We start from the raw sequence: 24,762 nt of genomic DNA on the forward strand, positions 1-24,762 counted from the left end.
GGGAGACCGGGCGTGCCCCTCTTCAGTCAGGTGCCGCCGAAGTCAGATGTGGCTGACCTCGTCAGTCAGTCATGCGCGCAGTCACGCGTGAGTCCGGCGTCAGTTGTGGCCGAAGCGCTTCTGGCGGCCCTTGTGGGCCACATCGGACGGCGTGACCTGCGACTGTATCTGCTCGGCCTTGGCCTCCGAGGAGGACGAGGACTGCTCGGCGCCACGCTCGGTGGACGAGCGGTCCTGCTGCTGTTGTCTGCCGCGGTCACGGTTCTTGTTCTTGGCCATGGTGCTGCCTCCTGAAGGATGTTGGGGCCAGGGCCGCTGTCAGATTCACATACGCCGTGACTCACCGCATTTTGGATCATAGCTGTGCGTAACGGACATGGTTCGGCCGTCTCCGGGGGTAGCCGGGAGGGACACGCCACGCCGATGATCCAGTTCCGGCCGTTAACCCAGTTGCGGTCGGGCAGACTCGAAGGAAACCCGTAGCAACTTCCGATCCCGACGTTCCCGAAAGAGGGTGGAACACGTGGACCGCTGCGTCGTCCTGGTGGACGCCGGTTACCTGCTGGGCGCCGCCGCGAGCCTCCTGGCCGGAGAACCGGCCCGCTCACGCATCACCGTCGACCACGCCGCCCTCATCCAGGGGCTGCGCGAGCGCGCCGAGGCCGATACGGAGCAGCCGCTGCTCCGTATCTACTGGTTCGACGGCGCCCCCGACCGCGTGCCGCAGCCCGAACACCGACGGCTGCGCGTCATGTCACGTGTCACCGTCCGGCTCGGTGCGCTGACCCGCAGCGACGGGAGATGGGCGCAGAAGGGCGTCGACGCGGCGATGCACGCCGAGCTCACGGAGTTGGCCAGAAATCGCGCCTGCTCGGACGTGGTGCTGGTGACCGGCGACGGTGATCTGCTGCCCGGCCTGATGTCCGCGAAGGAGCACGGCGTCGCCGTGCACCTCTGGGCGGTGCAGGCGGCGGACGGCGACTACAACCAGTCCGAGGACCTCGTGGCCGAGGCCGACGAACGCCGGGTGCTCGACCGGGCCTGGATCACCAAGGCCGTACGCGCCAAGGACTTCGGCGGCGTCTGCGCGCCGCAGCCCGCGCCGCGTCCGGAGATCGCCGCGATCCTCTCCGCGCCGCTGCCCGAGTCGGCGCTCGCCGCCTCCGCCGAGCGGGCGGCCGAGGCGCAGGCCGCGTCCGCGCGCAACGGGACGGCGCCGGCGACGACGGAGCACGGGCCAGGTGCCGGGCCGGGGCGCGAGCACGGCCCCGGGACCGCGCAGTCGGCGCCCGCCGGTGGCAAGGGTGTCCCCACCCCGAAGGACCTGGCCGCCCTGCGCGCGCCCGGACCCCACGCCGCGCCCGCGCCCCCGCCGGGGAACGCGACGCTGCGCTGGTCGTCCGACCGGGGCTGGGTCGAGCGCACGGGCGGCGGGGGCCAGCTCGGGGAGCCGCCCGAGACCGCGTCACTGCCGACGCTGGCGCAGCTCACCAGCGCGGAGCAGCGCTGGGCGGACCGCGAGGAGGACATCACGACGGTCGGCGGCGATCCGTTCGAGGTGGGGCAGGTGTTCGCCAGGCGCTGGGTGGAGAGGCTGCCCGACGTGGGCCACGCGCAGAAGCTGTCCACGATGTATCCGCGGATCCCGCACCGTATCGACGGCGAGGTGCTGAGGTACGCGGCCCGCTTCGGACTGCTGGCACACAAGGACGACCAGATCGACGAGCACGACCGGTACGCGATCAGAGCGGGGTTCTGGCGCGAGATCGATGTGCGGGCGGCGGCGGAGCATCCGTCGGCGAAGGGTGCGGATCACTCGCCACCGAAGGGCGACGGAGCGGCGGAGTAGCGCCCGCACGCGGGCGCGGGACGGGTCACCGGGCGCCCCCGGGCGGATTACGGGCAGTTGGACCCCGTAGGCTCGTGTCTTGTGAGTACGGTGTGCGCGGTGCGGGAGCTGGTCAAGACGTACCCCGCCGCGCGCGCCAGGCGTGGCGCCCCGGCCACGCCCGAGGTGCGCGCCAACGACGGGATCTCCCTGGACGTGCGGCAGGGCGAGATCTTCGGACTGCTCGGTCCCAACGGTGCGGGCAAGTCCACCCTCGTACGTCAGCTCACCGGGCTGATGCGGCCGGACTCCGGCAGCGTCGACGTCCTCGGCCACGATCTTGTCGGCCATCCCGAACGCGCCTCGCGCCTCATCGGCTATCTCGGCCAGGAGTCCACCGCGCTCGACGAGTTGACGGTCGGGCTCGCGGCCGAGACCACGGGCCGGCTGCGGGGGCTCGGACTGAGCGAGGCGCGGGCCGAGCGGGACGCGGTGCTCGCGGAACTCGGCCTGACGGAGCTCGCGGGGCGTCCGCTGAAGAAGCTCTCCGGCGGTCAGCGGCGGATGGCCTGCTTCGCCGCGACGCTGGTGGGGGAGCGGCCGGTGCTCGTTCTGGACGAACCCACCACCGGTATGGACCCGGTCGCCAGGCGCGCGGTCTGGGCGGCGGTCGACCGCCGCCGGGCCGAACGCGGCGCGACGGTGCTGCTGGTCACCCACAACGTCATCGAGGCCGAGACGGTCCTCGACCGGGTCGCCGTGCTGGACCGGGGCAAGGTCATCGCCTGCGACACCCCGTCCGGCCTCAAGGAACAGGTCGCGGGCGAGGTACGGCTCGAACTCGTCTGGCGCCAGCGCGCCCCGCTCGACGTCCCGGAGGTCGCCGCGCTGCGCGGTTCCGCGCAGGAGTCGGGCCGCCGCTGGGTGCTGCGGCTCGCCCCGGACGAGGCGCGCGCGGCGGTGGCGGCGGTGACGGGCGGCGAGGCGTTCGCGGCGCTGGACGACTTCACCCTGGCGACGCCCAGCCTGGAGGACGTCTACCTGGCCCTCGGCGGCCAGGTTCAAGGCCTGGTGAAGACATGACCGGGAAACACTCCAGATTTACGACTCCGAGACCCGCCCGCCTTGCCACCGGGGGGCGCGCCGCGGTTCGCACGCGGGCCGCGTTCGCTGGGGCGGGGGGTCCTGGGACAGCCCGCTGCGCGGACGGCAGGCCGCCGCGCGGGGCGACCGCCGTCGGATCGGGCCGTGCGGCGCTGCGCGCCTCGGAAGCGACCCGCTTCGCTTCGCTCAGCGCAACGGGCCGGCGCTGCGCGCCTCTCCTCCGGGCCACGCCCGGACGCCCCTCCGCTCCGCTCCGTCCCCACCGGCAGCTGATCCTCTCCGCTTCGCTCCGAGGCCTCCGAGGCAGGACCACCCAGGACGTGCCCGCCAGGCCCGCATCCGCAGTTCCCGCCGTTGCCGTCCACGCGGTCGCCGTCCACGCCGTCGCCGTCCACGCGACCGCCGCAGGCGGTCGGTGCGCCGAAGGCCGTAACGCCCTGGCCGCCCATTGCGTGGCCGTCGTCCACGCGCAGTGCGCCGAAGGCCGCCACGCCCCGGGCGCCCGAGGCGGAGCCGTCCTCCCCGCGACCGGCCGGAACTCGGCCGTTCCTACGGGGCGTTCGGGGCGTTCCGGGCGTATGGCACGCTGGGCGCGGGTGGCCGTGGGTGTCAGGTGCCGGGGTCGCATCCGTCCGTACGGACCGAACAGGAGCTGCGTCAGGTGAGCATCGTGCCCGCGGAGGCCGTCGGCGGGAAGCGCCGGACCGTCCCGGACCCCCGTGCCGCGAGCGACGGAGCCGGCCGGGGGCCGGCCGCGCTGGCGCCGCGTGCGCGGCTGCTGCCCTCGCTCGCCGCCGTGTACCGCGCGCAGCTGTCGCGGGCGCGGGTCGCCCGGATCCCGCTGCTTTTCGTCGCGACCTTCCAGTCCGTCGGGATCATGATCCTGATGCGCGGCGTCGTCGACGGCGGCGCCGAGGCGCGCGCCGTGGTCGCGGGGTCGAGCGTGCTCGTCGTGGCCTTCGTCGCGCTCAATCTGCTCGCCCAGTACTTCGGTCAGCTCCGGGCCACCGGCGGGCTCGACCACTACGCGACGCTGCCCGTGCCGCCCGCCGCCGTGGTGCTGGGCGCGGCCGGGGCGTACGCCTCGTTCACCGTCCCGGGCACCGCCGTGACCGCGGTGACCGGCAGTCTGCTCTTCGACCTGCCGCTCACCCACCTCTGGGTGCTGGTCGCGGTCATCCCGCTCTCCGGCGCCGCGCTGGCCGGGCTCGGGGCCGCGCTCGGGCTGCTGGCGCCCCGCCAGGAGCTCGCCACGCTGCTCGGGCAGCTCGGCATGTCCGCCGCGCTGCTGCTGGGTGTGCTGCCCGCCGACCGGCTGCCGGGGCCGATCGCGTACGCCCGGGATCTGCTGCCGTCCACGTACGGCGTGGAGGCCCTGGCCCGTACCTTCGACAGGCATCCCGACTGGCCCACCGTCGCGCTCGACCTCGCGGTCTGCGCGGCCGTCGGCGTCGTCTCGCTGGCCGTGGCGACGTGGGCGTACAGGCGTGCGGCAGTCCGATGAGGCACTGCCGGGCCATGCCTGGCACGATGGCGGGGTGACAGCTCCTCTGACGCCGCCCCACCAGCCCCCGAACGACGGCCCCTGGCAGCACGCCCAGGGCGCGGGGGCCACGGCCGCCCACCACACCGCCAAGGCGGCGGACGAGGCCGACACGAGGACCGAGCTGAAGCAGGCAGCCGTCGTGACGCTCGTCGTGGCTGTCTCCGGCGTGCTGCTCGGACTGCTCTGGCTCTGGCTGTCGCCCCGGGTGCCGCTGATCGCCGGTGAGTCGGCCGTGTTCCTGAAGGACACGGAGGGCGAGGAAGCTATCGGCGCGGACGGCACGTTCGTGCTGCTGGCCCTGGGATTCGGCCTGGTCAGCGCTGCCCTGGTCTTCCTCTTCCGACGGCGCGGCGGTGTCCCGCTCGTCGTGGGCCTGGCACTGGGCGGGCTGCTCGCCTCGGGGCTGGCCTGGCTGGTCGGCTGGGGTCTTGGCCCGGACGACGTGGTCACACAGGCACGGGCGGCCGGAGAGGGCGCGACGTTCGACGCGCCGCTGGAGCTGAACGCGCGGGGAGCGCTGCTGGCGTGGCCGGTGGCGGCGATGATCGTGCACCTGGCGCTGACGGCGCTGTTCGGCCCGCGCGACCCGGAGCCGGAGTGGGTGCCGTTCGGGGCGCCGTATCTGCCGGCCGACCGGGAGGACGGGCCGGAGACCGGACGCTGACCTCGCCCCGTCGAGCCGTCACGCCTTGGCGATCGGGGCCAGCGTCGCGGCCGTCAGGGACGTCAGGTCCGAGGGGGACAGTTCCACCTCCAGGCCGCGGCGGCCCGCCGAGACGCAGACCGTCGCGTGGGTCCCCGCCGACGCGTCGAGGACCGTACGGAGCCGCTTGCGCTGGCCCAGTGGCGAGATGCCGCCGCGTACGTAGCCCGTGGTGCGCTCCGCCGCCGCCGGGTCCGCCATCGTCGCCCGCTTGCCGCTTACCGCGGCGGCCAGCGCCTTGAGGTCCAGCGAGCCGGAGACCGGGACGACCGCCACGGTCAGTTCGCCGTCGACGTCGGCGACCAGCGTCTTGAACACCCGGTCCGCCGGGACCCCCAGAGCCGCCGCGGCCTCCTCGCCGTACGAGGGGGCCGCCGGGTCGTGTTCGTACGCGTGCAGGGTGAACTCGGCCTTCGCCGCCGTCAGCGCGACCGTCGCCGGGGTGCCGCCGGCGGCCTTCTTCGCTTGCTTCTTCGCCAAGGGATCTGTTCCTCGCGTCAGTTGAAGAGCCCACAGACCTGAGAAGAGCCCGCGGAGGTCAGTTGGGGCTCGTCGGGCCCCGGGTGAGGTCCACGGCCGGCAGCGACGGCAGATGCCGGATCACCGCGGTCTCGGCGCGCAGCAGCTTCAGTTCCTCCCGGAGCCGCGTCACGGTGTCCGGGGCCTGGAGCAGCCGCTGCTTCGCCGGGATGTCCAGGACGGCCGCCGCGGCCACCAGATACGAGACGACGGACGGCTCCTCGGGCAGGTCGTCGCCGGTCGACAGCGACCGCTCACGCGCTCCCGCCAGCCGTTTCTGGTAGCTGCGGAACGCCCGCAGGACGCCTTCGGCGAGTGCTCCCGCCCCCTCACCCGAGTCCTCTTCGACCGCCTCGACCTCGGCGGTCAGATACGGCCCGCCGGTGTCGACGGAGAGCAGCCGGACCCGGCTGGTGCCGGTGCCCAGCACCTCGAAGCTGCCGTCCTGGCGTTCGCGGATCGTGGTCGCGTCGGCGACGCAGCCCACCTGGTGGAAGGCCTTCAGCGGCTCGGCGCCGAAGCCCGCCGACGGCCCGCGCTCCGGCAGGGACGTGGGGTCGGGCATGCCCGACGCGGTCGGCGCGACCTCGTGCCCGTCGCGGATCGCGACCACGACGAAGCGTCGCGGTTCGGACTCGTCTGTCTTGAGCAGGTCGCGCATCATGGCGCGATACCGCTCCTCGAAGATGTTCAGGGGCATGACGAGGCCCGGGAACAACACCGCGTTCAGCGGGAAGAGAGGGAGATGTGCGGTGGTCACAACGCTCAAGCGTAATGGCCGCGCGGACGCCCTCGGTCTGTCCGGTTCCACAACGGCATCCCGGAGGCCACCTGGAGGCGTACGCCGTCGCGTGTCTCCAGGAAGTGACCCAGCGGATCGTCGGTCAGCGACGTCCACGGAAAGGACGTCGCGTACGGGCCGATCAGCCGGAACTGTTCCAGCGCCTCGTCCCATCGGCGCCGTCTGACCAGCACGTACGCCAGCAGGTTCCGTACCTCCGCCGGCCAGGAGTCGCCCACCGCGTACACGGACGAGAGCCGGATCGCCTCGTCGCAGGCCGCGTCTGTCCGGTCCGTCGTCATCGAGGTGAGGTCGTCGTCAAGCAGCCGGCTGAAGGCGGCCCGCATCGGAAGTGCCTTGACGAGCGACCCGGGCAGCGCGTCCGCGGCGGCCTGTTCGGCGAAGTCGAAGCACTCCTGGTGCGAGCCGTGCCACTGGGCGGAGAGGTACTGCAGGGCCGCGACATGGCAGCCGTAGTGGTGCGACGAGCGGCGTACCGCCTCGCCCCAGAGCGACTCGAAGGCCCGGTGGCCCGCGTGCGTGCCGCGCGCGTGGTCCAGGGCGATCCGCCACGGCACCGGGTCGCGCGGGTCGCCGTCGGCCGCCGCGCCGATCAGCGGGCCCATCTCCCGCAGGAGCTCGGCGCGGGCGGGGGACTCCCAGGCCTTGCGCACACCGAGTTCGGCCTTGACGACGAGCGCGTCCGGGTCGGCGGGCGAGGCGGCGAGCCAGTGGGCGAGCCATTCGTGGCGGTTGTGGGCGAAGGCGGCGAGCCGCATCACATAGCGGTCGCGGTCCTCCCACTCGGCGGATTCGCGCGTGGTCGCCAGCAGCTTCGCCGCGTGCTCGTACTCGCCGAGCGCGGCGGAGACGAGCGCCGGGGCGAGCCGCTCGTCGGGGGCGTCGAGCAGTACCGCATCGTCCGGCGGAAGCCCCTCGGCGAGCCGCGGGGTGTGCCGGAGCATGCGCGCGGTACTGATCAGGGCGCGAATCAATGACATGGTGCGGACCATTGAAAACCGCAGGTCGCAGAGGCGCCAGAGGGCATATGTGAAGCTTTGGTGGTGGGTGAAAGGTTGTCTCGGGCCAGGTCAAGGGAGAGTAAAGAAAGCCGTCCCGGCGCTGGGTCAGCCGCGGCGCAGGAGACGTGAGGCACCTGCTGCGACTGTTGTGGCGAGGATCCAGCCGAGCAGGATCATCGCCGCCGAGAGCCACTGCCAGCCGCCCTCCGGCCGCCAGTGCCCGTCCTGGCCCAGATCGATCACCGGCACCAGCAGATCCAGTACGTACAGGGCCGGATTCCACGCCGGATGCTCCTCGGACTTGATCGCCTCCGGGGCGTGCCGCGCGAAGACGAACGTGCCCGCCGCCCACAGCATGGCCATCCACAGCGCGGCCCGGCCGGGACGGTAGCCGTAGGCCACCGTCCAGTCCTGGATGAAGCCCCAGATCTTCCCCGCCACCGGCAGCGTCTCGCGCCGTCGGCGCTGCTTGGCCAGCAGCACCTCACGGGCGTCGGCGTCCTCGCCGCTGTTGCGCATCACCTGCGCAAGGCGTTCGTACGGCTCCGGCGAGTACTCCGGCGTCGCCGAGTCCAGCCACTCCAGCCGCCGGTTGAGCGGGAAATGGCCGGACGGCACCACGTTCTCGTAGACGAAACCGCCCATCGCGAGACCGCCGGGGCCCGGCCAGCTCGTGGAGAGATCCATCAGCGTGATGATCTTCGCGCCGTTCAGCACGACCCTGCCCTCCAGCGGGCGCTCGCACTGGAAGCGCAGCTCCGTCGCGGTGATCCGGCGCAGCGACAGCTCCTCGCCGGGCGACATCAGGAAACGGGCCTGGTGGAGGTCGATCGTGTCGCCGAACCGGCCGTCGTCGAGGCGCACCCCGCCGTAGCACTCGAAGCGCCGGATCTCGGTGCCCGGCGGCAACGACCCGCGGCCCGCGGTGTTGCCGGTGTAGACCGTGCCGTACGGCGGTGTGGAGTTGGCGTTGCCCGTCGCGATGCTCACGACCGCGCCCGTCAGATAGAGCGAGCGCTCGACGGTCAGCTGCGGCGCGTTGAGCGCGCGGCGCTCGCCCGCCGCGCGCAGCCGGCTGCCGCGCAGCATCAGCGAGCCCCCGACCTTCGAGCCGCGCAGGCTGAACTCCCCGTGCGTCTCTATCTGTTCGGCCTGAAGGTCCTGGCCGACCGACATCCCGTCGGCGGCTATCGACCGGCTGCTGCTGTCCGGCCGGACGGATATCTGGCTGATCAGCAGGTCCGTGCCGATCTGCGCGTCGGTGAGCCGGATACCGCGCGCGACCTGGCAGCGAGGCAGATGCAGATCGCCCTCGGTGCGCAGCCGGGCGGCCTCCAGGCGCGGGATCACACACCCCACCAGCCGCAGCGTGGTGAAGTGGCACTCAGGCAGCACCAGTTCACGCTCGAAGCGGCAGAACGTCAGCTCCACGTACGGCTCGACATTGCCGCCGGCCAGGTTCAGCGACCCGCTGATGTACGCCCCGCGCAGCTTGAGCGCGGCGACCCGCCCCGGGCGCGCCGAGGGACCGCTCAGCAGCAGCAGCGCGACCACGCGGGCGCGCACGCTGCGGTGCTCACCCCAGGGGCCGGCCGCGGCCGGATCGTTGAGCAGTGGACTCGGCACGCTCAGGTCGTAGGTACTGCCGTTCCGGAACGCCTGCCACATGCCGAGTTCTGTGGCCGAGAGCCAGTCCGGAGCTTCGTCGTCCTGCGGCTCGGACACTGCCGCGCCTCACTTCCCCGTTTGCCGTGCTGTGCGCCGTACCTCACGCTGTGGTCGTGTGACTCCCGCGCAGCCGTCGCCGGGCGGGGCTGCTGTGGTGAGGTCGTACGAACGTTCTTCCCTCTGAGTGACCGATCGAACGCCAATCGTTGACATTAGTAGCCGTGAGTGACATTCGGGGCTCATATCAGCCAGTGATACGGGCGGCCGTCGGCCGGATCAGGTCTGCGAGAATTGACCGCGTGATCTCACGAATCGATCTGCGCGGCGCCGCCCTCCCCGAGGGCGCCGCACTGCGCGACCTGCTGCCCCGTGCCGACTTCGACGTGGAAGCCGCCCTCTCGAAGGTGCGCCCCATCTGCGAGGACGTGCGCCATCGCGGCACCGCGGCGCTGATCGAGTACGCGGAGAAGTTCGACGGCGTCTCGCTGGAGCGCGTACGGGTCCCCGCCGAAGCCCTCACCCGGGCCCTGGCGGCCCTGGATCCCGCCGTACGGGCCGCGCTCGACGAGTCCATCAGGCGGGCCCGTATCGTCCACCGCGCCCAGCGGCGCGCGGCGCACACCACCCAGGTCGTGCCCGGCGGCAAGGTGACCGAGAAGTGGGTGCCGGTCTCCCGCGTCGGGCTGTACGCGCCCGGCGGACGCGCCGTCTACCCGTCGTCCGTGATCATGAACGTGGTCCCGGCGCAGGAAGCGGGCGTCGGCTCGATCGCCCTCGCCTCCCCTCCGCAGCAGGAGTTCGACGGCCTGCCGCACCCGACGATCCTGGCCGCCTGCGCCCTGCTGGGCGTCGACGAGGTGTACGCGGTCGGCGGCGCCCAGGCCGTCGCGATGTTCGCGTACGGGACGACCGGCCCCGACGGCTGCCCGCCCGCCGACATGGTCACCGGACCCGGCAACATCTGGGTCACCGCCGCCAAGCGCTACTTCGCGGGCCGTATCGGCATCGACACCGAGGCGGGCCCGACCGAGATCGCCGTCCTCGCCGACGGGACCGCCGACCCGGCGCACGTCGCCGCCGACCTGATCAGCCAGGCCGAGCACGACCCGCTCGCCGCCGCCGTCCTCGTCACCGACTCCGTCGAACTCGCCGACGCCGTCGAGAAGGAACTGGTGCCGCAGACCGCGGCCACCAAGCACGTCGAGGAGCGCATCGCGCCCGCCCTGGCGGGCAAGCAGTCCGCGATCGTGCTGGTCGACGGCGTCGAGGAGGGCCTGCGGGTCGTCGACGCGTACGGCGCCGAGCACCTGGAGGTGCAGACCGCCGACGCCGCCGATGTCGCCGCCCGGGTCCGCAACGCGGGTGCGATCTTCGTGGGGCCGTACGCCCCGGTCTCGCTCGGCGACTACTGCGCCGGCTCCAACCACGTACTGCCGACCGGCGGTTGTGCCTGTCACTCCTCCGGCCTGTCCGTCCAGTCCTTCCTGCGCGGCATCCACATCGTCGACTACACGCGGGACGCCCTCGCCGATGTCGCCCACCACGTGGTGACGCTCGCCGAGGCCGAGGACCTGCCCGCGCACGGCGCCGCCGTCAAGGCGCGTTTCGGCTGGAAACTGCCCTCGCGGCGGCCCACGGGGGAGGTGCCCGACGCGTGACGAACATCGACGACCTTCCCGTACGTGACGAACTGCGCGGCAAGTCCCCCTACGGGGCGCCCCAGTTGGACGTCCCCGTCCACCTCAACACCAATGAGAACCCGTACCCGCTGCCCGAACCGCTCGTCGAGCGGATCACCGAGCGGGTCCGGGAGGCCGCCCGCGGCCTCAACCGCTACCCCGACCGGGACGCGGTCGAACTGCGCACCGAGCTGGCCGCCTACCTCCGCCGCACCTCCGGCGACCTCCCGCTGACCGCCGCCAACGTATGGGCGGCCAACGGCTCCAACGAGGTCATCCAGCAGCTGCTCCAGACCTTCGGCGGCCCCGGCCGCACCGCGATCGGCTTCGAGCCCTCGTACTCGATGCACCACCTCATCGCGCGCGGCACCAGCACCGGCTGGATCTCCGGCCCTCGCAACGAGGACTTCACCATCGACGCCGACGCCGCCGCGCGGGCGATCGCCGAGCACCGCCCCGGCGTCGTCTTCATCACCACCCCCAACAACCCCACCGGCACCGCCGTCGACGCCGCGACCGTGGCCCGGCTGTACGACGCGGCGCAGGCGGCCGGTCCTTCGCTGGTCGTGGCCGACGAGGCGTACGTCGAATTCAGCCACCACCCCTCGCTCCTGCCGCTGCTCGCCGGCCGGCCGAACCTCGTCGTGTCCCGCACGATGTCCAAGGCCTTCGGCGCCGCCGGACTGCGCCTCGGCTATCTCGCCGCCGACCCCGCCGTGGTCGACGCCGTGCAGCTGGTGCGCCTGCCGTACCACCTGTCGGCCGTCACCCAGGCCACCGCGCTCGCCGCGCTGGAGCACACCGATACGCTGCTCGGATATGTCGAACGGCTCAAGACCGAGCGGGACCGGCTGGTCACCGAATTGCGGGCGATGGGCTTCGAGGTCACCGAATCGGACGCCAACTTCGTCCAGTTCGGCGTCTTCGACGACGCGCACCGGGCCTGGCGGACGATCCTCGACCAGGGCGTGCTGGTGCGCGACAACGGCGTCCCCGGCCGGCTGCGGGTCACGGCGGGCACCCCGTCCGAGAACGACGCGTTCCTCGACGCGGTACGTAAATTGACGAAGGAGCAGAGCGCATGAGCCGTATCGGCCGCGTGGAACGAACGACCAAGGAGACCTCGGTCGTTGTCGAGCTCGACCTCGACGGCACGGGCAAGGTCGAGGTGTCGACGGGCGTCGGCTTCTACGACCACATGCTCGACCAGCTCGGCAGGCACGGACTCTTCGACCTGACGGTCAAGACCGAGGGCGATCTGCACATCGACTCGCACCACACCATCGAGGACACCGCGCTCGCGCTCGGCGCCGCCTTCAAGCAGGCGCTCGGCGACAAGGTCGGCATCTACCGCTTCGGCAACTGCACCGTCCCGCTGGACGAATCGCTCGCCCAGGTCACCGTGGACCTCTCCGGCCGCCCCTATCTGGTGCACACCGAGCCGGAGGCCATGGCGCCGATGATCGGCAGTTACGACACGACGATGACCCGGCACATCCTGGAGTCGTTCGTGGCCCAGGCCCAGATCGCGCTGCACGTCCACGTCCCGTACGGGCGCAACGCGCACCACATCGTCGAGTGCCAGTTCAAGGCGCTGGCCCGCGCGCTGCGGTACGCGAGCGAACGCGACCCGCGCGCCGTCGGCATCCTCCCGTCCACGAAGGGCGCGCTGTAATTTCATGACCGGTCTCAACACCATCCTCATCGTCCTCGGCCTGTTCCTGGCCGGCGGCGTCTACTCCTTCGCCAAGCAGAAACAGCCCACCGGCGTCATCGTCCTGCTCGGCATCTGCTCCGCGCTCGCTCTCGTCGCCGGCATCCTCCGTATCCAGGGGCTCTGGGAATGACCAAGAACGTCGTCATCCTCGACTACGGCTTCGGCAACGTCCGTTCGGCCGAGCGCGCCGTGGCGCGTGCCGGGGCCGGCGTCGAGATCACCCGTGACTTCGACAAGGCCATGAACGCCGACGGGCTGATCGTGCCCGGCGTCGGCGCCTTCGCCGCCTGTATGGCCGGGCTCCGCGCGGCGCGCGGCGACTGGATCGTCGGCCGCCGGCTGGCCGGCGGGCGCCCCGTGCTCGGCATCTGCGTCGGCATGCAGATCCTCTTCGAGCGCGGCATCGAGCACGGCGTGGAGACCGAAGGGCTCGACGAGTGGCCGGGCACCGTCGGCCCGCTCCTCGCCCCGACCGTCCCCCACATGGGCTGGAACACCGTCGACGCGCCCGCGGACAGCCGGCTCTTCGCCGGGCTCGACGCCGACGAGCGCTACTACTTCGTGCACTCGTACGCCGTCCACGACTGGTCCCTCGAAGTCACCAACCCCAAGATCCGCGCCCCGAAGGTCACCTGGTCCCGGCACGGCGAGCCGTTCGTGGCCGCCGTGGAGAACGGGGCACTGTGGGCCACGCAGTTCCACCCCGAGAAGTCCGGCGACGCCGGAGCCCAGCTGCTGTCCAACTGGATCGGAACCTTCTGATGTCCGGCACACCCACCTCCCCCTCCGTACCGAGGCTCGAACTCCTCCCCGCCGTCGACGTGCGCGACGGCCAGGCCGTGCGGCTCGTGCACGGCGAGTCGGGCTCCGAGACCTCGTACGGCTCACCGCTGGAAGCCGCACTCGCCTGGCAGCGCGCGGGCGCCGAGTGGCTGCATCTCGTGGACCTCGACGCGGCGTTCGGCACGGGCGACAACAGGGACCTGGTCGCGGAGATCACCGGCGCCATGGACATCGAGGTCGAACTGTCCGGCGGTATCCGCGACGACGCCTCACTCACCGCCGCGCTCGCCACCGGCTGCACGCGCGTCAACCTCGGTACGGCGGCGCTGGAGACCCCCGAGTGGGCGGCCAAGGCCATCGCCGAGCACGGCGACAGGATCGCGATCGGCCTCGACGTACGCGGCACGACGCTGCGCGGACGCGGCTGGACCAGCGACGGCGGCGACCTGTGGGAGACGCTGGCCCGCTTCGACGAGGCGGGCTGCGCGCGCTACGTCGTCACCGACATCGCCAAGGACGGCACCCTCCAGGGGCCCAACCTGGAGCTGCTGAAGAGCGTGTGCGCGGCCACCGACCGGCCGGTCGTCGCCTCGGGCGGCGTCTCCTCGCTCGCCGATCTGCGCGCCATCGCCTCGCTGGTGCCCGCCGGGGTCGAGGGCGCGATCATCGGCAAGGCCCTGTACGCGAAGGCGTTCACGCTGGAAGAGGCGCTCGCGGAGGTGGCGCGATGAGCCCGGGGGGCGGCGTGCGCCGTATCGCATCGGGCGGCCCCTGGGAGGACGCCTACGGCTACTCCCGCGCCGTCGAACTGCCCGGCGGTCTCGTCCTCGTCTCCGGCTGCACCTCCGTGGTGGACGGGCGGATCGCCGAGGGCGGACCGTACGAACAGGCCGTCACCGCCTTCGGTGTCGCCGTCGAAGCCCTGCGGGACCTCGGCCTCGCCGCCGAGCACGTCGTGCGCACCCGGATGTATCTGACGCACGCCGGGGACGCGGACGACGTCGGGCGCGCCCACAAGGAGCTGTTCGGCGATGTACGGCCCGCCTCGTCGATGGTCGTCGTCGCCGGTCTCATCGACCCGAGCCTGGTGGTCGAGGTCGAGCTGGAAGCCTTCCGCGCGCCGGCGGGAGGCCCGGCATGAGCCTCGCCGTACGAGTCATCCCCTGCCTGGACGTGGACAACGGCCGGGTCGTCAAGGGCGTCAACTTCCAGAATCTGCGCGACGCGGGTGACCCCGTGGAGATGGCGCGGCTGTACGACGCCGAGGGCGCCGACGAGCTGACCTTCCTCGACATCACCGCCTCGTCGGGGGACCGCGAGACGACGTACGACGTGGTGCGCCGCACCGCCGAGCAGGTCTTCATCCCGCTCACGGTGGGCGGCGGGGTCCGTACCCCGGAGGACGTCGACAAGCTGCTGCGGGCGGGCGCCGACAAGGTCGGCGTCAACACGGCCGCCATCGCGCGCCCCGAGCTCCTGCGGGAGATCGCCGAGCGCTTCGGCCGCCAGGTGCTCGTCCTGTCGGTCGACGCGCGGCGTACGCCGGAGGGCACGTTCGAGGTCACCACGCACGGCGGGCGCCGGGGCACCGGCATCGACGCCGTGGAGTGGGCGCACCGCGCGGCCGAACTGGGCGCGGGCGAGATCCTGCTCAACTCGATGGACGCGGACGGCACGAAGGACGGGTACGACACGGAGATGATCGCGGCCGTACGCGCGCGGGTGACGGTCCCGGTCATCGCCTCGGGCGGCGCGGGCAGGCTCGCGCACTTCCCTCCTGCCGTCGACGCGGGCGCGGACGCCGTACTGGCCGCGTCCGTCTTCCACTTCGGCGATCTGCGGATCTCCCAGGTCAAGAAGGAACTGCGCGACACGGGCCACGCGGTGCGCTGAACACCCGCGAAACGCACGGGAGCCGCCCCGGAACGTCTGTTCCGGGGCGACTTCGCGTCATTACGGGGAGTCGACGAAGGGGACTGCCGCACGCTCTACGTCGCCCGCACCGCCACCGCTTCGCAGCTCGCCGAGCAGGTGAACGAGGCCGTCTCACTCATCAGTTACCACCTGCGCAAACTCGCCGACTACGGCCTGATCGAGGAGGCGCCGGCGCAGGGCAAGGACGGCCGCGAGCGCTGGTGGCGGCCCGCGTCCGAAGGGCTGAGCTTCCGTGACGAGGACTTCAGGGACGCGCCCGAGGCCGTCGCGACGCACGCGGCCGTGGGCCGGATGTCGTTCGAGCAGCGCTCGGAGCTCTACCGGAGCTTCCTCGACAGCCGGTCGGCCTGGGCACCGGATTGGCGTGGCGCCTCATTCAGCAGCGAGTACCTGGCGCGGCTCACCGCCGGGGAACTGGCCGAACTCGGCCGGGAGATGCACGCACTCGTCTGGCGGTACGAGGAGGCCGGCCGGGCCGCGGTGAAGGCCGGTGACACCGCCGAACTCCGTACGGAGGCGGCCCGGTTCGGGCCGGTCCGCGCGGTGACCCGCACCCCCGGCCGGCTGCGTGGCCGGCTCGGCTGGCTCCTGGTCGAGGTGGGCCTGCGCCTCGTACACAGTCCGCGGGCACACGCCGCGCGTACGGCCTGACGGAAGGTCCGCGGCCCTACATCCCGAGCTTCGCCCGCTGGACCTTGTCGACCGCTTCCTTGTCGCCCTCCACATCCACCCGGGCCGCGTCCTGCCGGCCGAAGACGAAGAGCAGCAGCTCGCCCGGCTCCCCGGTGACCGTCACGACCGGAGAGCCCCGGTGCGCCACCGCCGTCTGGCCGTCCGGGCGGCGCAGCACGAGGCCCACCGGCGACTTGCGGCCCATCATCCGGGCGCCCTTCTCCAGCCGCGCCCACAGGGTGTTCGAGAAGACCTTGTCGAGCTCGCGGGGCGCCCAGTCGGGCTGCGCCCGCCGCAGGTCCTCGGCGTGGACGTAGAACTCGACCGTGTTCGCCACCTCGTCGAGCTGCTTGATCCCGAAGGGCGACATCCGCGGCGGCCCCGTACGGATGAGCTGGATCAGCTCCTCGTACGGCTTCGCCACATACTCGCCCTGCACCCGCTCCAGCCGGTTCCTGAGCGGTCCGATGACCGTTCCGCCCGCCGCGTCCGGGCGGCGCTCACGCACCACCACATGGGCCGCGAGATCCCGGGCGGTCCAGCCGTCGCACAGGGTCGGGGCGTCGGGTCCCGCCGACTCCAACAGGTCGGCGAGCAGAAGTCGTTCACGCTTTGCATGGGTCGACATACGTGCCAGCGTACGACCGCCGCGCACCGTCCGCCCAGTGGACGCCCGGAGCCCGCGCCGCGACACGCGCGGCACAATGGGCCGTATGACCAGCACGACCGAGGGCCAAGGCCCCGCCAGTGGCCTCGACCCCGCCATCGCCGCCCGGCTCAAGCGCGGCGCCGACGGGCTGATTCCGGCCGTTGCCCAGCAGTACGACACCGGCGAGGTGCTGATGCTCGGCTGGATGGACGACGAGGCCCTGCACCGCACCCTCACCACCGGGCGTGCCACCTACTGGTCCCGCAGCCGCCGCGAGTACTGGGTCAAGGGCGACACGTCCGGCCACGTCCAGCACGTCAGGTCCGTGGCGCTCGACTGCGACGCCGACACGGTCCTCGTCAAGGTCGACCAGGTGGGCGCCGCCTGTCACACCGGCGACCGGACCTGCTTCGACGCCGACGTCCTCAGGCCATCGACGCCCACGACGGGCCCCGCCGCCGACTAGGCTCCGCTGCCATGGATCTCGACACCTTCCGCAAGCTGGCGGTCGACCGCCGTGTCATCCCGGTCGGCCGCAGGCTCCTCGCGGACGGCGACACCCCCGTCGGTCTCTACCGCAAGCTCGCCGCCGAACGCCCCGGGACATTCCTCCTCGAATCCGCCGAGAACGGCCGCTCCTGGTCGCGCTACTCGTTCGTCGGCGTCCGGTCCGCCGCCACCCTCACGGAACGCGACGGCCGGACCCACTGGCTCGGCACCCCGCCCGTCGGCGTTCCCGTCGACGGAGACCCCCTGGCCGCCCTGGGCGCCACCGTGGAGGCCCTGCACACCCCGCACGACCACGACGGTGACCGGCCGCCCTTCACCGGCGGCATGGTCGGCTACCTCGGCTTCGACGTCGTACGGCGGCTGGAGAAGAAGATCGGCGACCACGCGCGCGACGATCTGCGGCTGCCCGAGCTGACGATGCTGCTCACCTCCGACCTCGCTGTCCTGGACCACCGCTCCGGCACCGTCCTGCTCATCGCCAACGCGATCAACCACAACGACCTCGACACCGGCGTGGACGAGGCCTACGCGGACGCCGTCGAGCGGCTCGACGCCATGGAACGGGACCTGGCGCGCCCCGTGGACAGCCTCCCCACCGCGCTGCCGCCGTCCGAACTGCCCCCGTACACCGCGCTCTGGGGCGGCGAGGCCTACCAGGAGGCCGTGGACGACATCAAGGAGCGCATCAGGGCGGGCGAGGCCTTCCAGGTCGTGCCCTCGCAGCGGTTCGAGACCCCCTGCGAGGCGAGCGCCCTCGACGTCTACCGGGTACTGCGGGCCACCAACCCGAGCCCGTACATGTACCTCTTCCGCTTCGACGGCTTCGACGTCGTCGGCTCCAGCCCGGAGGCGCTGGTCAAGGTCGAGGACGGGCACGCGATGGTCCACCCCATCGCCGGCACCCGCCCGCGCGGCGCGACCCCGCAGGACGACCAGGCCCTCGCCGACGAACTGCTCGCCGACCCCAAGGAGCGCGCCGAGCACCTGATGCTGGTCGACCTCGGCCGCAACGACCTGGGGCGGGTCTGCGAACCCGGCAGCGTCGAGGTCGTCGACTTCATGTCCGTCGAGCGCTACTCGCATGTCATGCACATCGTCTCGACCGTCACCGGCCAGGTGGCCGAAGGCCGTACCGCCTTCGACGTGCTGACCGCCTGCTTCCCCGCCGGCACGCTCTCCGGCGCCCCTAAGCCGCGCGCCCTGCAGATCATCGACGAGCTGGAGCCCACGCGGCGCGGTCTGTACGGAGGCTGCGTCGGCTACCTCGACTTCGCCGGCGACTCCGACACCGCCATCGCCATCCGTACGGCCCTGCTCAGGGACGGCACCGCGTACGTCCAGGCCGGCGCCGGCGTCGTCGCCGACTCGGACCCCGTCGCCGAGGACACCGAGTGCCGCAACAAGGCCGCCGCGGTGCTGCGCGCGGTGCACACCGCGAACCGGCTGGGAGGGCCCGGCACGGGCCCGTCCGAGGCGGCGCGGGAGCGGTAGGGGATAGTGGGGCGGGTGAGTGCCGTACCGATTCCCCAGCCCCGCGCCGAGACGACGGCGGACGCCACGAGAAGGCGCGCCGGCCGAAGTCTCGGCATAGCCCTCCTCCTCGGCGCCGCCGGCTCCGCCGTGGTGCTGATCGCCTCCGGCCAGACCTGGGCCGACGGCATCGCCACCGTGGCGGGCGGCAGCGTGTCGCTCCACGTCGGCGGCCGTGACGTCACCGGTGTCCCCGCCGCGCTCGCCATCGCGGGCCTCGCCGCCCTCGTGGCCGTCTTCGCCGTCCGTACGGGCGGGCGGCTGCTGGTCTCCGCGCTGCTCGCCCTCAGCGGCGCGGGCGCGGCAGTCGCCGCGCTCGTCGGCGCCAACGACAGCTCGGCCCTCGACGACGAGGCCGCCCGTACGACCGGCGACACGGCCGCGACCGTCGACGGCCTCATCCACACCGCCTGGCCCTACGTGACGGCGGCCGGCGGCGTACTGATCCTCCTCGCCGGTCTGCTGGCCCTGCGATACGGATCACACTGGCCCACCATGTCGGGCCGCTACGAGCGCGACGGCACCCCGCGCGCCGCCCGCGTCCGAAGGCCGGCGGCCGGGCCCGCCAAGGCCACCGACCCCGACCGGCCCGAGGACATCTGGAAGGCCCTGGACCGGGGCGAGGACCCCACGGGCTGAAGAGGCGACCGCGGCCCGGACCCCCCGAGGGGGAACGCCGGGGGGTGCGGGACAATGAACGGTGAGCGTTCGGCCCGGCCGGCGCGCGACCCCAGCGCCACAGCAGCACACCAGCGCAGCACATCAGCAAACGAGGAGCGAATTCATGGCGGGCAGCAGCCACGGACACACCCCGGCCGCCTGGACCGGTGTCACCATCTCTGTCATCGGCTTCGGCATCGCAGGCGTCTTCATGGTGGCGGCCGACCCCCTCGGGTTCGTGGGCGGCCTCGCGGTCGTCCTCCTCGGCGGCATCGTCGGCCTCGCCATGCGGGCCGCCGGCCTCGGCGCGGTGAAGGAGTCCGAAGCGGCGAAGCAGGCCCGCGTGGAGGCCGCGCGGGCGTCCCTTGACCGTGCGGAGCGCGAGGCCGTGGCACGCGGTGAGGGCCACCCGACCGGTGAGCCGCAGGTCGCGCAGGCGGGCCCCGAGCCCGCGAAGCAGACCGCGTAACCAACCCCCGCGGCCTTACGGGAACGTACTCCGCACAGCGACACCAGGCGCAGCCCCGCCACCGCCGGGCTGCGCCTTCGTCGTACGGCGGACGCTCATCGGCGGCGCGCGTACGGGGTACGGCGCGGGGTCCGGCTGCGCTTTCCCGCCCGCACGGGGGACAATCACCCGGTGGACGCCATGCCTGCACCCGCCGCGCCGCCCCCGGCACCCGCTCCGGCGACCCGCGCCCGGCGGCTACTCGCCCCGCTCGGCACGCTCGCCGGCGTCGTCGCCGCCTTCACCTACGTCGGCCTGGTCGACCCCAACGAGAGTGGCCACTACCCCGTCTGCCCGCTGCTCAGCATGACCGGCCTCTACTGCCCCGGCTGCGGCGGTCTGCGCAGCGCGCACGCCGTCGCGCACGGCGACATCGCCGCCGCGTTCGGTTCCAACGCGCTCGCCGTCGTCGGCTACGCGATCTTCGCGGCGGTGTGGCTGGGCTGGCTGATTCTCGTCGCTCGCGGAACACGGCCCCGGGTCTCGGTGCCACCCTTCACGGGATGGGCCGTCGGCGCGGTCATCGTGGTTTTCACGGTGCTGCGAAACCTTCCTTTCGGCTCGTCGCTCGCCCCGTGAAGTGCCAGGTGGTGGGAGGGTGGACCGGTGGATGCGGGCCCTCGGCCCTCCTCCGGATACCATCGACATGGCTGATCCTCATCCATGGCTGAATCCGACACCGTTCCCGGAAGGGGGCCGCTCGCGTGAGTGTGCTCGACGAGATCATCGAAGGCGTACGCGCCGACCTCGCGGAGCGGCAGGCGCGCGTCAGCCTCGACGAGCTCAAGGAGCGCGCGGGCAAGGCGCGGCCTGCCAAGGACGGCGTCGCCGCACTGCGCGGCGAGGGCGTCACGGTCATCTGCGAGGTCAAGCGCTCCAGCCCCTCCAAGGGCGCGCTGGCCGCGATCGCCGACCCCGCCGGACTGGCCGCCGACTACGAGGCGGGCGGCGCCGCCGCCATCTCCGTACTGACCGAGCAGCGCCGCTTCGGCGGCTCGCTCGCCGACCTCGAAGCCGTACGGGCCAGGGTCGACATCCCCGTCCTGCGCAAGGACTTCATCGTCACGGCGTACCAGCTGTGGGAGGCGCGCGCGTACGGCGCCGACCTCGCCCTGCTGATCGTCGCCGCCCTGGAGCAGCCCGCGCTCGTCTCGCTCATCGAGCGCGCCGAGTCCATCGGGCTGACCCCGATCGTCGAGGTGCACGACGAGGACGAGGTCGAGCGCGCGGTCGACGCGGGGGCGCGGGTCATCGGGGTCAACGCGCGCGACCTGAAGACGCTGAAGGTGGACCGCGGCACGTTCGAGCGGCTCGCCCCCGAGATCCCGGACGGCATCGTCAAGATCGCCGAGTCCGGTGTGCGCGGACCGCACGACCTCATCGCCTACGCCAACACGGGCGCCGACTCGGTGCTCGTCGGCGAGTCCCTGGTCACCGGGCGCGACCCGAAGACGGCGGTGGCCGATCTGGTCGCCGCGGGCGCGCACCCGGCCCTGCGGCACGGGCGGAGCTGACCCCCGATGCCCATCCCCGCCTCCGGACGCCCGGCCGTCGTGCCCGTGCCCCACGCGCCGCTGGCGCGCGGGTGCCGGCCGCGCGGCTGCCGGGCCCCCGCGCGGCGGGTGCACGGGCGGCGGGTGCGGTACGTGATCGGTGACGAACCCGGTCAGGTCAACGGGATGCGATGGCCCCGGGCCGCGCTCCGGCGAGGCCCTTCCGACCGCGACCACTGAGCCCAGGCGGACACCCGCCGCGGCGACACACGCCCGGAAGACCGGTCCACGACCCACGCCCCTCCCGGCCCACGCCGGTCACGGGGCGGCCTTGCCCATGGCGCCCACGGTGCACCCACCCGTCGCTCCGCCGCTCCATGAGGAGATCATCCGTGACGTCCGCTCCCACCACTTCTTCCGGTTCTTCCGGTTTCTTCATTCCCGACCCCGAGGGCCTGAGTCCGAACACCGACGGCTACTTCGGCGCGTACGGCGGCAAGTTCATCCCCGAAGCGCTCGTCGCCGCCGTGGACGAGGTCGCCGTCGAGTACGAGAAGGCCAAGGGCGACCCCGCCTTCGCCGACGAGCTCAACGACCTCATGGTCAACTACACCGGCCGCCCCAGCGCCCTCACCGAGGTCCCGCGGTTCGCCGAGGAGGCCGGCGGCGCCCGGGTCTTCCTCAAGCGGGAGGACCTGAACCACACCGGGTCCCACAAGATCAACAATGTGCTCGGCCAGGCGCTGCTCACCAGGCGCATGGGCAAGACCCGCGTCATCGCCGAGACCGGCGCCGGACAGCACGGCGTCGCCACCGCGACCGCCTGCGCGCTGTTCGGGCTCGAATGCACCATCTACATGGGCGAGATCGACACCGAGCGCCAGGCGCTGAACGTCGCCCGCATGCGGATGCTCGGCGCCGAGGTCGTACCGGTCAGGTCCGGCAGCCGCACCCTGAAGGACGCCATCAACGAGGCGTTCCGCGACTGGGTCGCCAACGTGGACCGTACGCACTACCTCTTCGGCACCGTCGCCGGACCGCACCCCTTCCCCGCGATGGTGCGGGACTTCCACCGCGTCATCGGCGTCGAGGCGCGCCGCCAGATCCTTCAGCGGGCGGGCCGGCTGCCCGACGCCGCCGTCGCCTGTGTGGGAGGCGGGTCCAACGCGATCGGTCTCTTCCACGCGTTCCTCGCCGACGACGACGTACGGCTGGTGGGCTGCGAGCCGGCCGGTCACGGCATCGCGAGCGGCGAACACGCGGCCACGCTGAGCGCGGGCGAGCCCGGCATCCTGCACGGTTCGCGGTCCTACGTCCTCCAGGACGAGGAGGGCCAGATCACCGAGCCGTACTCGATCTCGGCCGGACTCGACTACCCGGGCATCGGCCCCGAGCACGCGTACCTCAAGGACAGCGGGCGCGGCGAGTACCGCGCCGTGACCGACGACGACGCGATGAAGGCCCTGCTGCTGCTCTCCCGCACCGAGGGCATCATTCCGGCCATCGAGAGCGCGCACGCGCTCGCCGGGGCGCTGGAGGTCGGCCGTGAGCTGGGGAAGGACGGCCTGATCGTCGTCAACCTCTCCGGGCGCGGCGACAAGGACATGGACACCGCCGCCCGCTACTTCGGGCTGTACGACGAGGAGAGCGCCAAGTGAGCGGGAACATCCAGCTGTTGAGCGACACCCTCGCGGCGGCGCGGAGCGAGGGGCGCGCCGCGCTCATCGCCTATCTGCCGGCCGGATTCCCGACGGTGGACGGCGGCATCGACGCCGTGAAGGCCGTCCTCGACGGCGGCGCCGACGTCGTCGAGATCGGGCTGCCGCACAGCGACCCGGTGCTCGACGGCCCCGTCATCCAGACCGCCGACGACATCGCCCTCAAGGGCGGCGTGAAGATCGCGGACGTGATGCGTACGGTCCGCGAGGCGTACGAGGCCACCGGGAAGCCCGTGCTGGTCATGACGTACTGGAACCCGATCGACCGGTACGGCATCGAGCGCTTCACCACCGAGCTGGCCGAGGCGGGCGGCGCCGGGTGCATCCTGCCCGACCTGCCCGTGCAGGAGTCCGACGTGTGGCGGCAGCACGCCGAGAAGCAGGGCCTCGCCACCGTCTTCGTGGTCGCGCCCAGCAGCAGGGACGACCGGCTCGCGAAGATCACCTCCGCCGGCTCCGGGTTCGTCTACGCCGCCTCCCTGATGGGTGTCACCGGCACCCGGCAGTCGGTGGGCGCGCAGGCCCAGGACCTGGTGCGGCGGACCCGCGCCACCACCGATCTGCCGGTGTGCGTGGGGCTCGGGGTCTCCGACGCGGCGCAGGCCGCCGAGGTCGCCTCGTTCGCCGACGGGGTCATCGTCGGCTCGGCCTTCGTCAAGCTGATGCTGGACGCGCCCGACACCGGGGCGGGAGTCCTCGCGGTCCGCGGGCTCGCCGCCGACCTGGCGGAAGGCGTTCGCAAGCGCTGACGGGTGCGGTAGCTCATACGGGTGGACATGGGACCGGGGAGGTGCGTACGTGCCTCCCCGGTTCGTTGCTGAGGCGTGAGCGAGAAGAACCGTGAGGCAAAGAGGAGCGCCCGAGAGCGGCTCCAGGAGCAGCGTGAGCGGGACAAGAAGCGGGAGCGGCGCAGGCGCACTCTCGTCGTCTCGGCGGCGGTGGTGGGCGTGCTGGGTGTGGCGGCGGCGATCGGACTCGTCGCGAGCAACGCGAACGAGGACAAGGGCGAGAGAGGCGCCGCGGGCCCCGTTCTCGCGCCGTCGGGCGCACAGGGCAAGGACGAGCTGTCGATCCCGGTGGGCAAGGCCGACGCCCCGTCGACCCTCACCGTGTGGGAGGACTTCCGCTGTCCGGCCTGCGCCCAGTTCGAGAACGCGTTCAGGGACACGATCAAGGAGCTGGAGACCGACGGTCAGCTCAAGGTCGACTACCACCTCGCCACGATCATCGACGGCAACATGGGTGGTACGGGCTCGCTGCGCGCGGCCAACGCGGCGGCCTGCGCCCAGGACGCGGGCAAGTTCGCGCCGTACCACGACACGCTCTTCCAGAATCAGCCGCCGGAGCCCGACGACGCCTTCGCTGACAACGCGCGGCTGCTGGAGCTCGCGGGCAAGGCCGACGGCCTGGAGTCGGCCCCCGGCTTCCGTCAGTGCGTGGAGGACGGCAAGCACGACAAATGGGTGATGAACTCGAACGCGGCGTTCCAGAAGGGCGGCTTCAGCGGCACGCCGACCGTCCTGCTCAACGGTGAATCGGTCTTCCCCAAGAAGGGCGCCGAGAACATCACTCCGGACAACTTCAAGAGGTGGGTCAGGGAGGCCAACAAGGGCAAGCAGCCGGGCACCGCACCGGCGACGCCCCCGGACACCGGGGCCTCTCCCTCCTGAGCCGGCGGGCCGCGCGGGGGCTTTTTCGCGCGGGCTCGTTATCCATACGTTGCCGGGCGGGTTGCCG

27 protein-coding genes and 2 pseudogenes are annotated in these 24,762 nt (G+C 72.4%); 23 read left to right on the forward strand and 6 right to left on the reverse strand.

Translation table 11 applies throughout. The features are described 5' to 3' along the window. Window positions 1-99 precede the first annotated feature (99 nt). Window positions 100-279, reverse strand: coding sequence for a hypothetical protein (locus OIE74_RS29390; protein ID WP_329388915.1), 180 nt, complete (start codon window positions 277-279; stop codon window positions 100-102). A gap of 235 nt (window positions 280-514) precedes the next feature. Between OIE74_RS29390 and OIE74_RS29395 the strand changes: the two genes are divergently transcribed. From OIE74_RS29395 to OIE74_RS29410, 4 genes are all read left to right on the forward strand, one after another. After that, complete coding sequence (locus tag OIE74_RS29395) at window positions 515-1,849, forward strand: NYN domain-containing protein (protein WP_329388917.1); 1,335 nt, start codon at window positions 515-517, stop codon at window positions 1,847-1,849. Window positions 1,850-1,939: 90 nt separating this feature from the next. Next, window positions 1,940-2,911 (forward strand): ABC transporter ATP-binding protein, encoded by a 972-nt coding sequence (locus tag OIE74_RS29400; protein WP_329392489.1) that lies wholly within the window; start codon window positions 1,940-1,942, stop codon window positions 2,909-2,911. A 682-nt stretch (window positions 2,912-3,593) separates the two neighbouring features. Then, entirely contained in the window at window positions 3,594-4,436 is an 843-nt protein-coding gene (locus OIE74_RS29405) for an ABC transporter permease (protein ID WP_329388919.1), read from the forward strand. Between the two features lie 34 nt (window positions 4,437-4,470). Continuing rightward, entirely contained in the window at window positions 4,471-5,142 is a 672-nt protein-coding gene (locus tag OIE74_RS29410) for a hypothetical protein (protein ID WP_329388922.1), read from the forward strand. A gap of 18 nt (window positions 5,143-5,160) precedes the next feature. On the opposite strand, the gene ybaK is transcribed toward OIE74_RS29410, so the two are convergent. The 4 genes from ybaK to OIE74_RS29430 all read right to left on the reverse strand — a co-directional run bounded on the left by ybaK (window position 5,161) and on the right by OIE74_RS29430 (window position 9,228). Continuing rightward, window positions 5,161-5,661, reverse strand: a complete 501-nt coding sequence (ybaK, locus tag OIE74_RS29415) for a Cys-tRNA(Pro) deacylase (RefSeq protein ID WP_329388924.1) — start codon at window positions 5,659-5,661, stop codon at window positions 5,161-5,163. A gap of 58 nt (window positions 5,662-5,719) precedes the next feature. After that, window positions 5,720-6,460, reverse strand: a complete 741-nt coding sequence (locus OIE74_RS29420; RefSeq protein ID WP_329388926.1) for an LON peptidase substrate-binding domain-containing protein — start codon at window positions 6,458-6,460, stop codon at window positions 5,720-5,722. 5 nt (window positions 6,461-6,465) lie between these two features. Further along, window positions 6,466-7,494, reverse strand: coding sequence for a hypothetical protein (locus tag OIE74_RS29425; protein ID WP_329388927.1), 1,029 nt, complete (start codon window positions 7,492-7,494; stop codon window positions 6,466-6,468). 114 nt (window positions 7,495-7,608) lie between these two features. Continuing rightward, window positions 7,609-9,228, reverse strand: coding sequence for an oxidoreductase (locus tag OIE74_RS29430; RefSeq protein WP_329388930.1), 1,620 nt, complete (start codon window positions 9,226-9,228; stop codon window positions 7,609-7,611). Window positions 9,229-9,470: 242 nt separating this feature from the next. On the opposite strand from OIE74_RS29430, the gene hisD reads away from it, so the two are divergent. The 9 genes and pseudogenes from hisD to OIE74_RS29475 all read left to right on the forward strand — a co-directional run. Then, window positions 9,471-10,829, forward strand: a complete 1,359-nt coding sequence (hisD, locus tag OIE74_RS29435) for a histidinol dehydrogenase (RefSeq protein WP_329388933.1) — start codon at window positions 9,471-9,473, stop codon at window positions 10,827-10,829. Further along, a complete protein-coding gene (locus OIE74_RS29440) occupies window positions 10,826-11,935 on the forward strand; it encodes a histidinol-phosphate transaminase (protein ID WP_329388935.1) in 1,110 nt (369 codons plus the stop codon). The genes hisD and OIE74_RS29440 overlap by 4 nt, the downstream gene beginning before the upstream one ends. After that, window positions 11,932-12,525 carry an imidazoleglycerol-phosphate dehydratase HisB gene (gene hisB, locus OIE74_RS29445; RefSeq protein WP_329388937.1) on the forward strand — a complete coding sequence of 198 codons (594 nt, stop codon included), beginning with the start codon at window positions 11,932-11,934 and terminating at the stop codon, window positions 12,523-12,525. Before OIE74_RS29440 ends, hisB begins: the two co-directional genes overlap by 4 nt. A gap of 4 nt (window positions 12,526-12,529) precedes the next feature. Further along, window positions 12,530-12,697, forward strand: coding sequence for a hypothetical protein (locus OIE74_RS29450; RefSeq protein ID WP_329388939.1), 168 nt, complete (start codon window positions 12,530-12,532; stop codon window positions 12,695-12,697). After that, window positions 12,694-13,329, forward strand: coding sequence for an imidazole glycerol phosphate synthase subunit HisH (gene hisH / locus OIE74_RS29455; RefSeq protein WP_329388941.1), 636 nt, complete (start codon window positions 12,694-12,696; stop codon window positions 13,327-13,329). The genes OIE74_RS29450 and hisH overlap by 4 nt, the downstream gene beginning before the upstream one ends. Beyond that, a complete protein-coding gene (gene priA / locus OIE74_RS29460) occupies window positions 13,329-14,081 on the forward strand; it encodes a bifunctional 1-(5-phosphoribosyl)-5-((5-phosphoribosylamino)methylideneamino)imidazole-4-carboxamide isomerase/phosphoribosylanthranilate isomerase PriA (protein ID WP_329388942.1) in 753 nt (250 codons plus the stop codon). Before hisH ends, priA begins: the two co-directional genes overlap by 1 nt. After that, a complete protein-coding gene (locus tag OIE74_RS29465; protein ID WP_329388944.1) occupies window positions 14,078-14,491 on the forward strand; it encodes a RidA family protein in 414 nt (137 codons plus the stop codon). Before priA ends, OIE74_RS29465 begins: the two co-directional genes overlap by 4 nt. Then, complete coding sequence (gene hisF, locus OIE74_RS29470; protein WP_329388946.1) at window positions 14,488-15,243, forward strand: imidazole glycerol phosphate synthase subunit HisF; 756 nt, start codon at window positions 14,488-14,490, stop codon at window positions 15,241-15,243. The genes OIE74_RS29465 and hisF overlap by 4 nt, the downstream gene beginning before the upstream one ends. 36 nt (window positions 15,244-15,279) lie before the next feature. Then, window positions 15,280-15,783 (forward strand): annotated as a pseudogene (locus tag OIE74_RS29475) (helix-turn-helix domain-containing protein); the annotation flags it as partial. A gap of 169 nt (window positions 15,784-15,952) precedes the next feature. On the opposite strand, the gene OIE74_RS29480 reads toward OIE74_RS29475, so the two are convergent. Beyond that, complete coding sequence (locus OIE74_RS29480; protein WP_329388948.1) at window positions 15,953-16,585, reverse strand: TIGR03085 family metal-binding protein; 633 nt, start codon at window positions 16,583-16,585, stop codon at window positions 15,953-15,955. A gap of 85 nt (window positions 16,586-16,670) precedes the next feature. Here OIE74_RS29480 and hisI point away from each other — a divergent pair, with 85 nt between their 5' ends. The 10 genes and pseudogenes from hisI to OIE74_RS29530 all read left to right on the forward strand — a co-directional run bounded on the left by hisI (window position 16,671) and on the right by OIE74_RS29530 (window position 24,695). After that, window positions 16,671-17,072: a phosphoribosyl-AMP cyclohydrolase gene (gene hisI, locus OIE74_RS29485; protein WP_329388950.1), complete on the forward strand. Its 402-nt coding sequence runs from the start codon at window positions 16,671-16,673 to the stop codon at window positions 17,070-17,072. Window positions 17,073-17,083: 11 nt separating this feature from the next. Continuing rightward, window positions 17,084-18,607, forward strand: coding sequence for an anthranilate synthase component I (locus OIE74_RS29490; RefSeq protein WP_329388952.1), 1,524 nt, complete (start codon window positions 17,084-17,086; stop codon window positions 18,605-18,607). A 6-nt stretch (window positions 18,608-18,613) separates the two neighbouring features. Further along, a complete protein-coding gene (locus tag OIE74_RS29495; protein WP_329388954.1) occupies window positions 18,614-19,285 on the forward strand; it encodes a TIGR02234 family membrane protein in 672 nt (223 codons plus the stop codon). A gap of 145 nt (window positions 19,286-19,430) precedes the next feature. Then, a pseudogene (locus tag OIE74_RS29500) lies at window positions 19,431-19,670 on the forward strand (HGxxPAAW family protein); the annotation flags it as partial. Between the two features lie 285 nt (window positions 19,671-19,955). Continuing rightward, entirely contained in the window at window positions 19,956-20,393 is a 438-nt protein-coding gene (locus tag OIE74_RS29505) for a DUF2752 domain-containing protein (RefSeq protein WP_329392490.1), read from the forward strand. A 125-nt stretch (window positions 20,394-20,518) separates the two neighbouring features. Further along, window positions 20,519-21,328 carry an indole-3-glycerol phosphate synthase TrpC gene (gene trpC / locus OIE74_RS29510; RefSeq protein WP_329388956.1) on the forward strand — a complete coding sequence of 270 codons (810 nt, stop codon included), beginning with the start codon at window positions 20,519-20,521 and terminating at the stop codon, window positions 21,326-21,328. A gap of 6 nt (window positions 21,329-21,334) precedes the next feature. After that, a complete protein-coding gene (trpM, locus tag OIE74_RS29515) occupies window positions 21,335-21,547 on the forward strand; it encodes a tryptophan biosynthesis modulator TrpM (protein ID WP_329388958.1) in 213 nt (70 codons plus the stop codon). A 152-nt stretch (window positions 21,548-21,699) separates the two neighbouring features. After that, window positions 21,700-22,965, forward strand: coding sequence for a tryptophan synthase subunit beta (gene trpB / locus OIE74_RS29520; RefSeq protein WP_329388959.1), 1,266 nt, complete (start codon window positions 21,700-21,702; stop codon window positions 22,963-22,965). Next, complete coding sequence (gene trpA, locus OIE74_RS29525; RefSeq protein ID WP_329388962.1) at window positions 22,962-23,774, forward strand: tryptophan synthase subunit alpha; 813 nt, start codon at window positions 22,962-22,964, stop codon at window positions 23,772-23,774. The genes trpB and trpA overlap by 4 nt, the downstream gene beginning before the upstream one ends. Window positions 23,775-23,849: 75 nt before the next feature. Next, window positions 23,850-24,695, forward strand: coding sequence for a DsbA family protein (locus OIE74_RS29530; RefSeq protein ID WP_329388963.1), 846 nt, complete (start codon window positions 23,850-23,852; stop codon window positions 24,693-24,695). Window positions 24,696-24,762 lie beyond the last annotated feature (67 nt).

Source organism: Streptomyces sp. NBC_01716 (genome assembly GCF_036248275.1).
Lineage (GTDB): Bacteria > Actinomycetota > Actinomycetes > Streptomycetales > Streptomycetaceae > Streptomyces.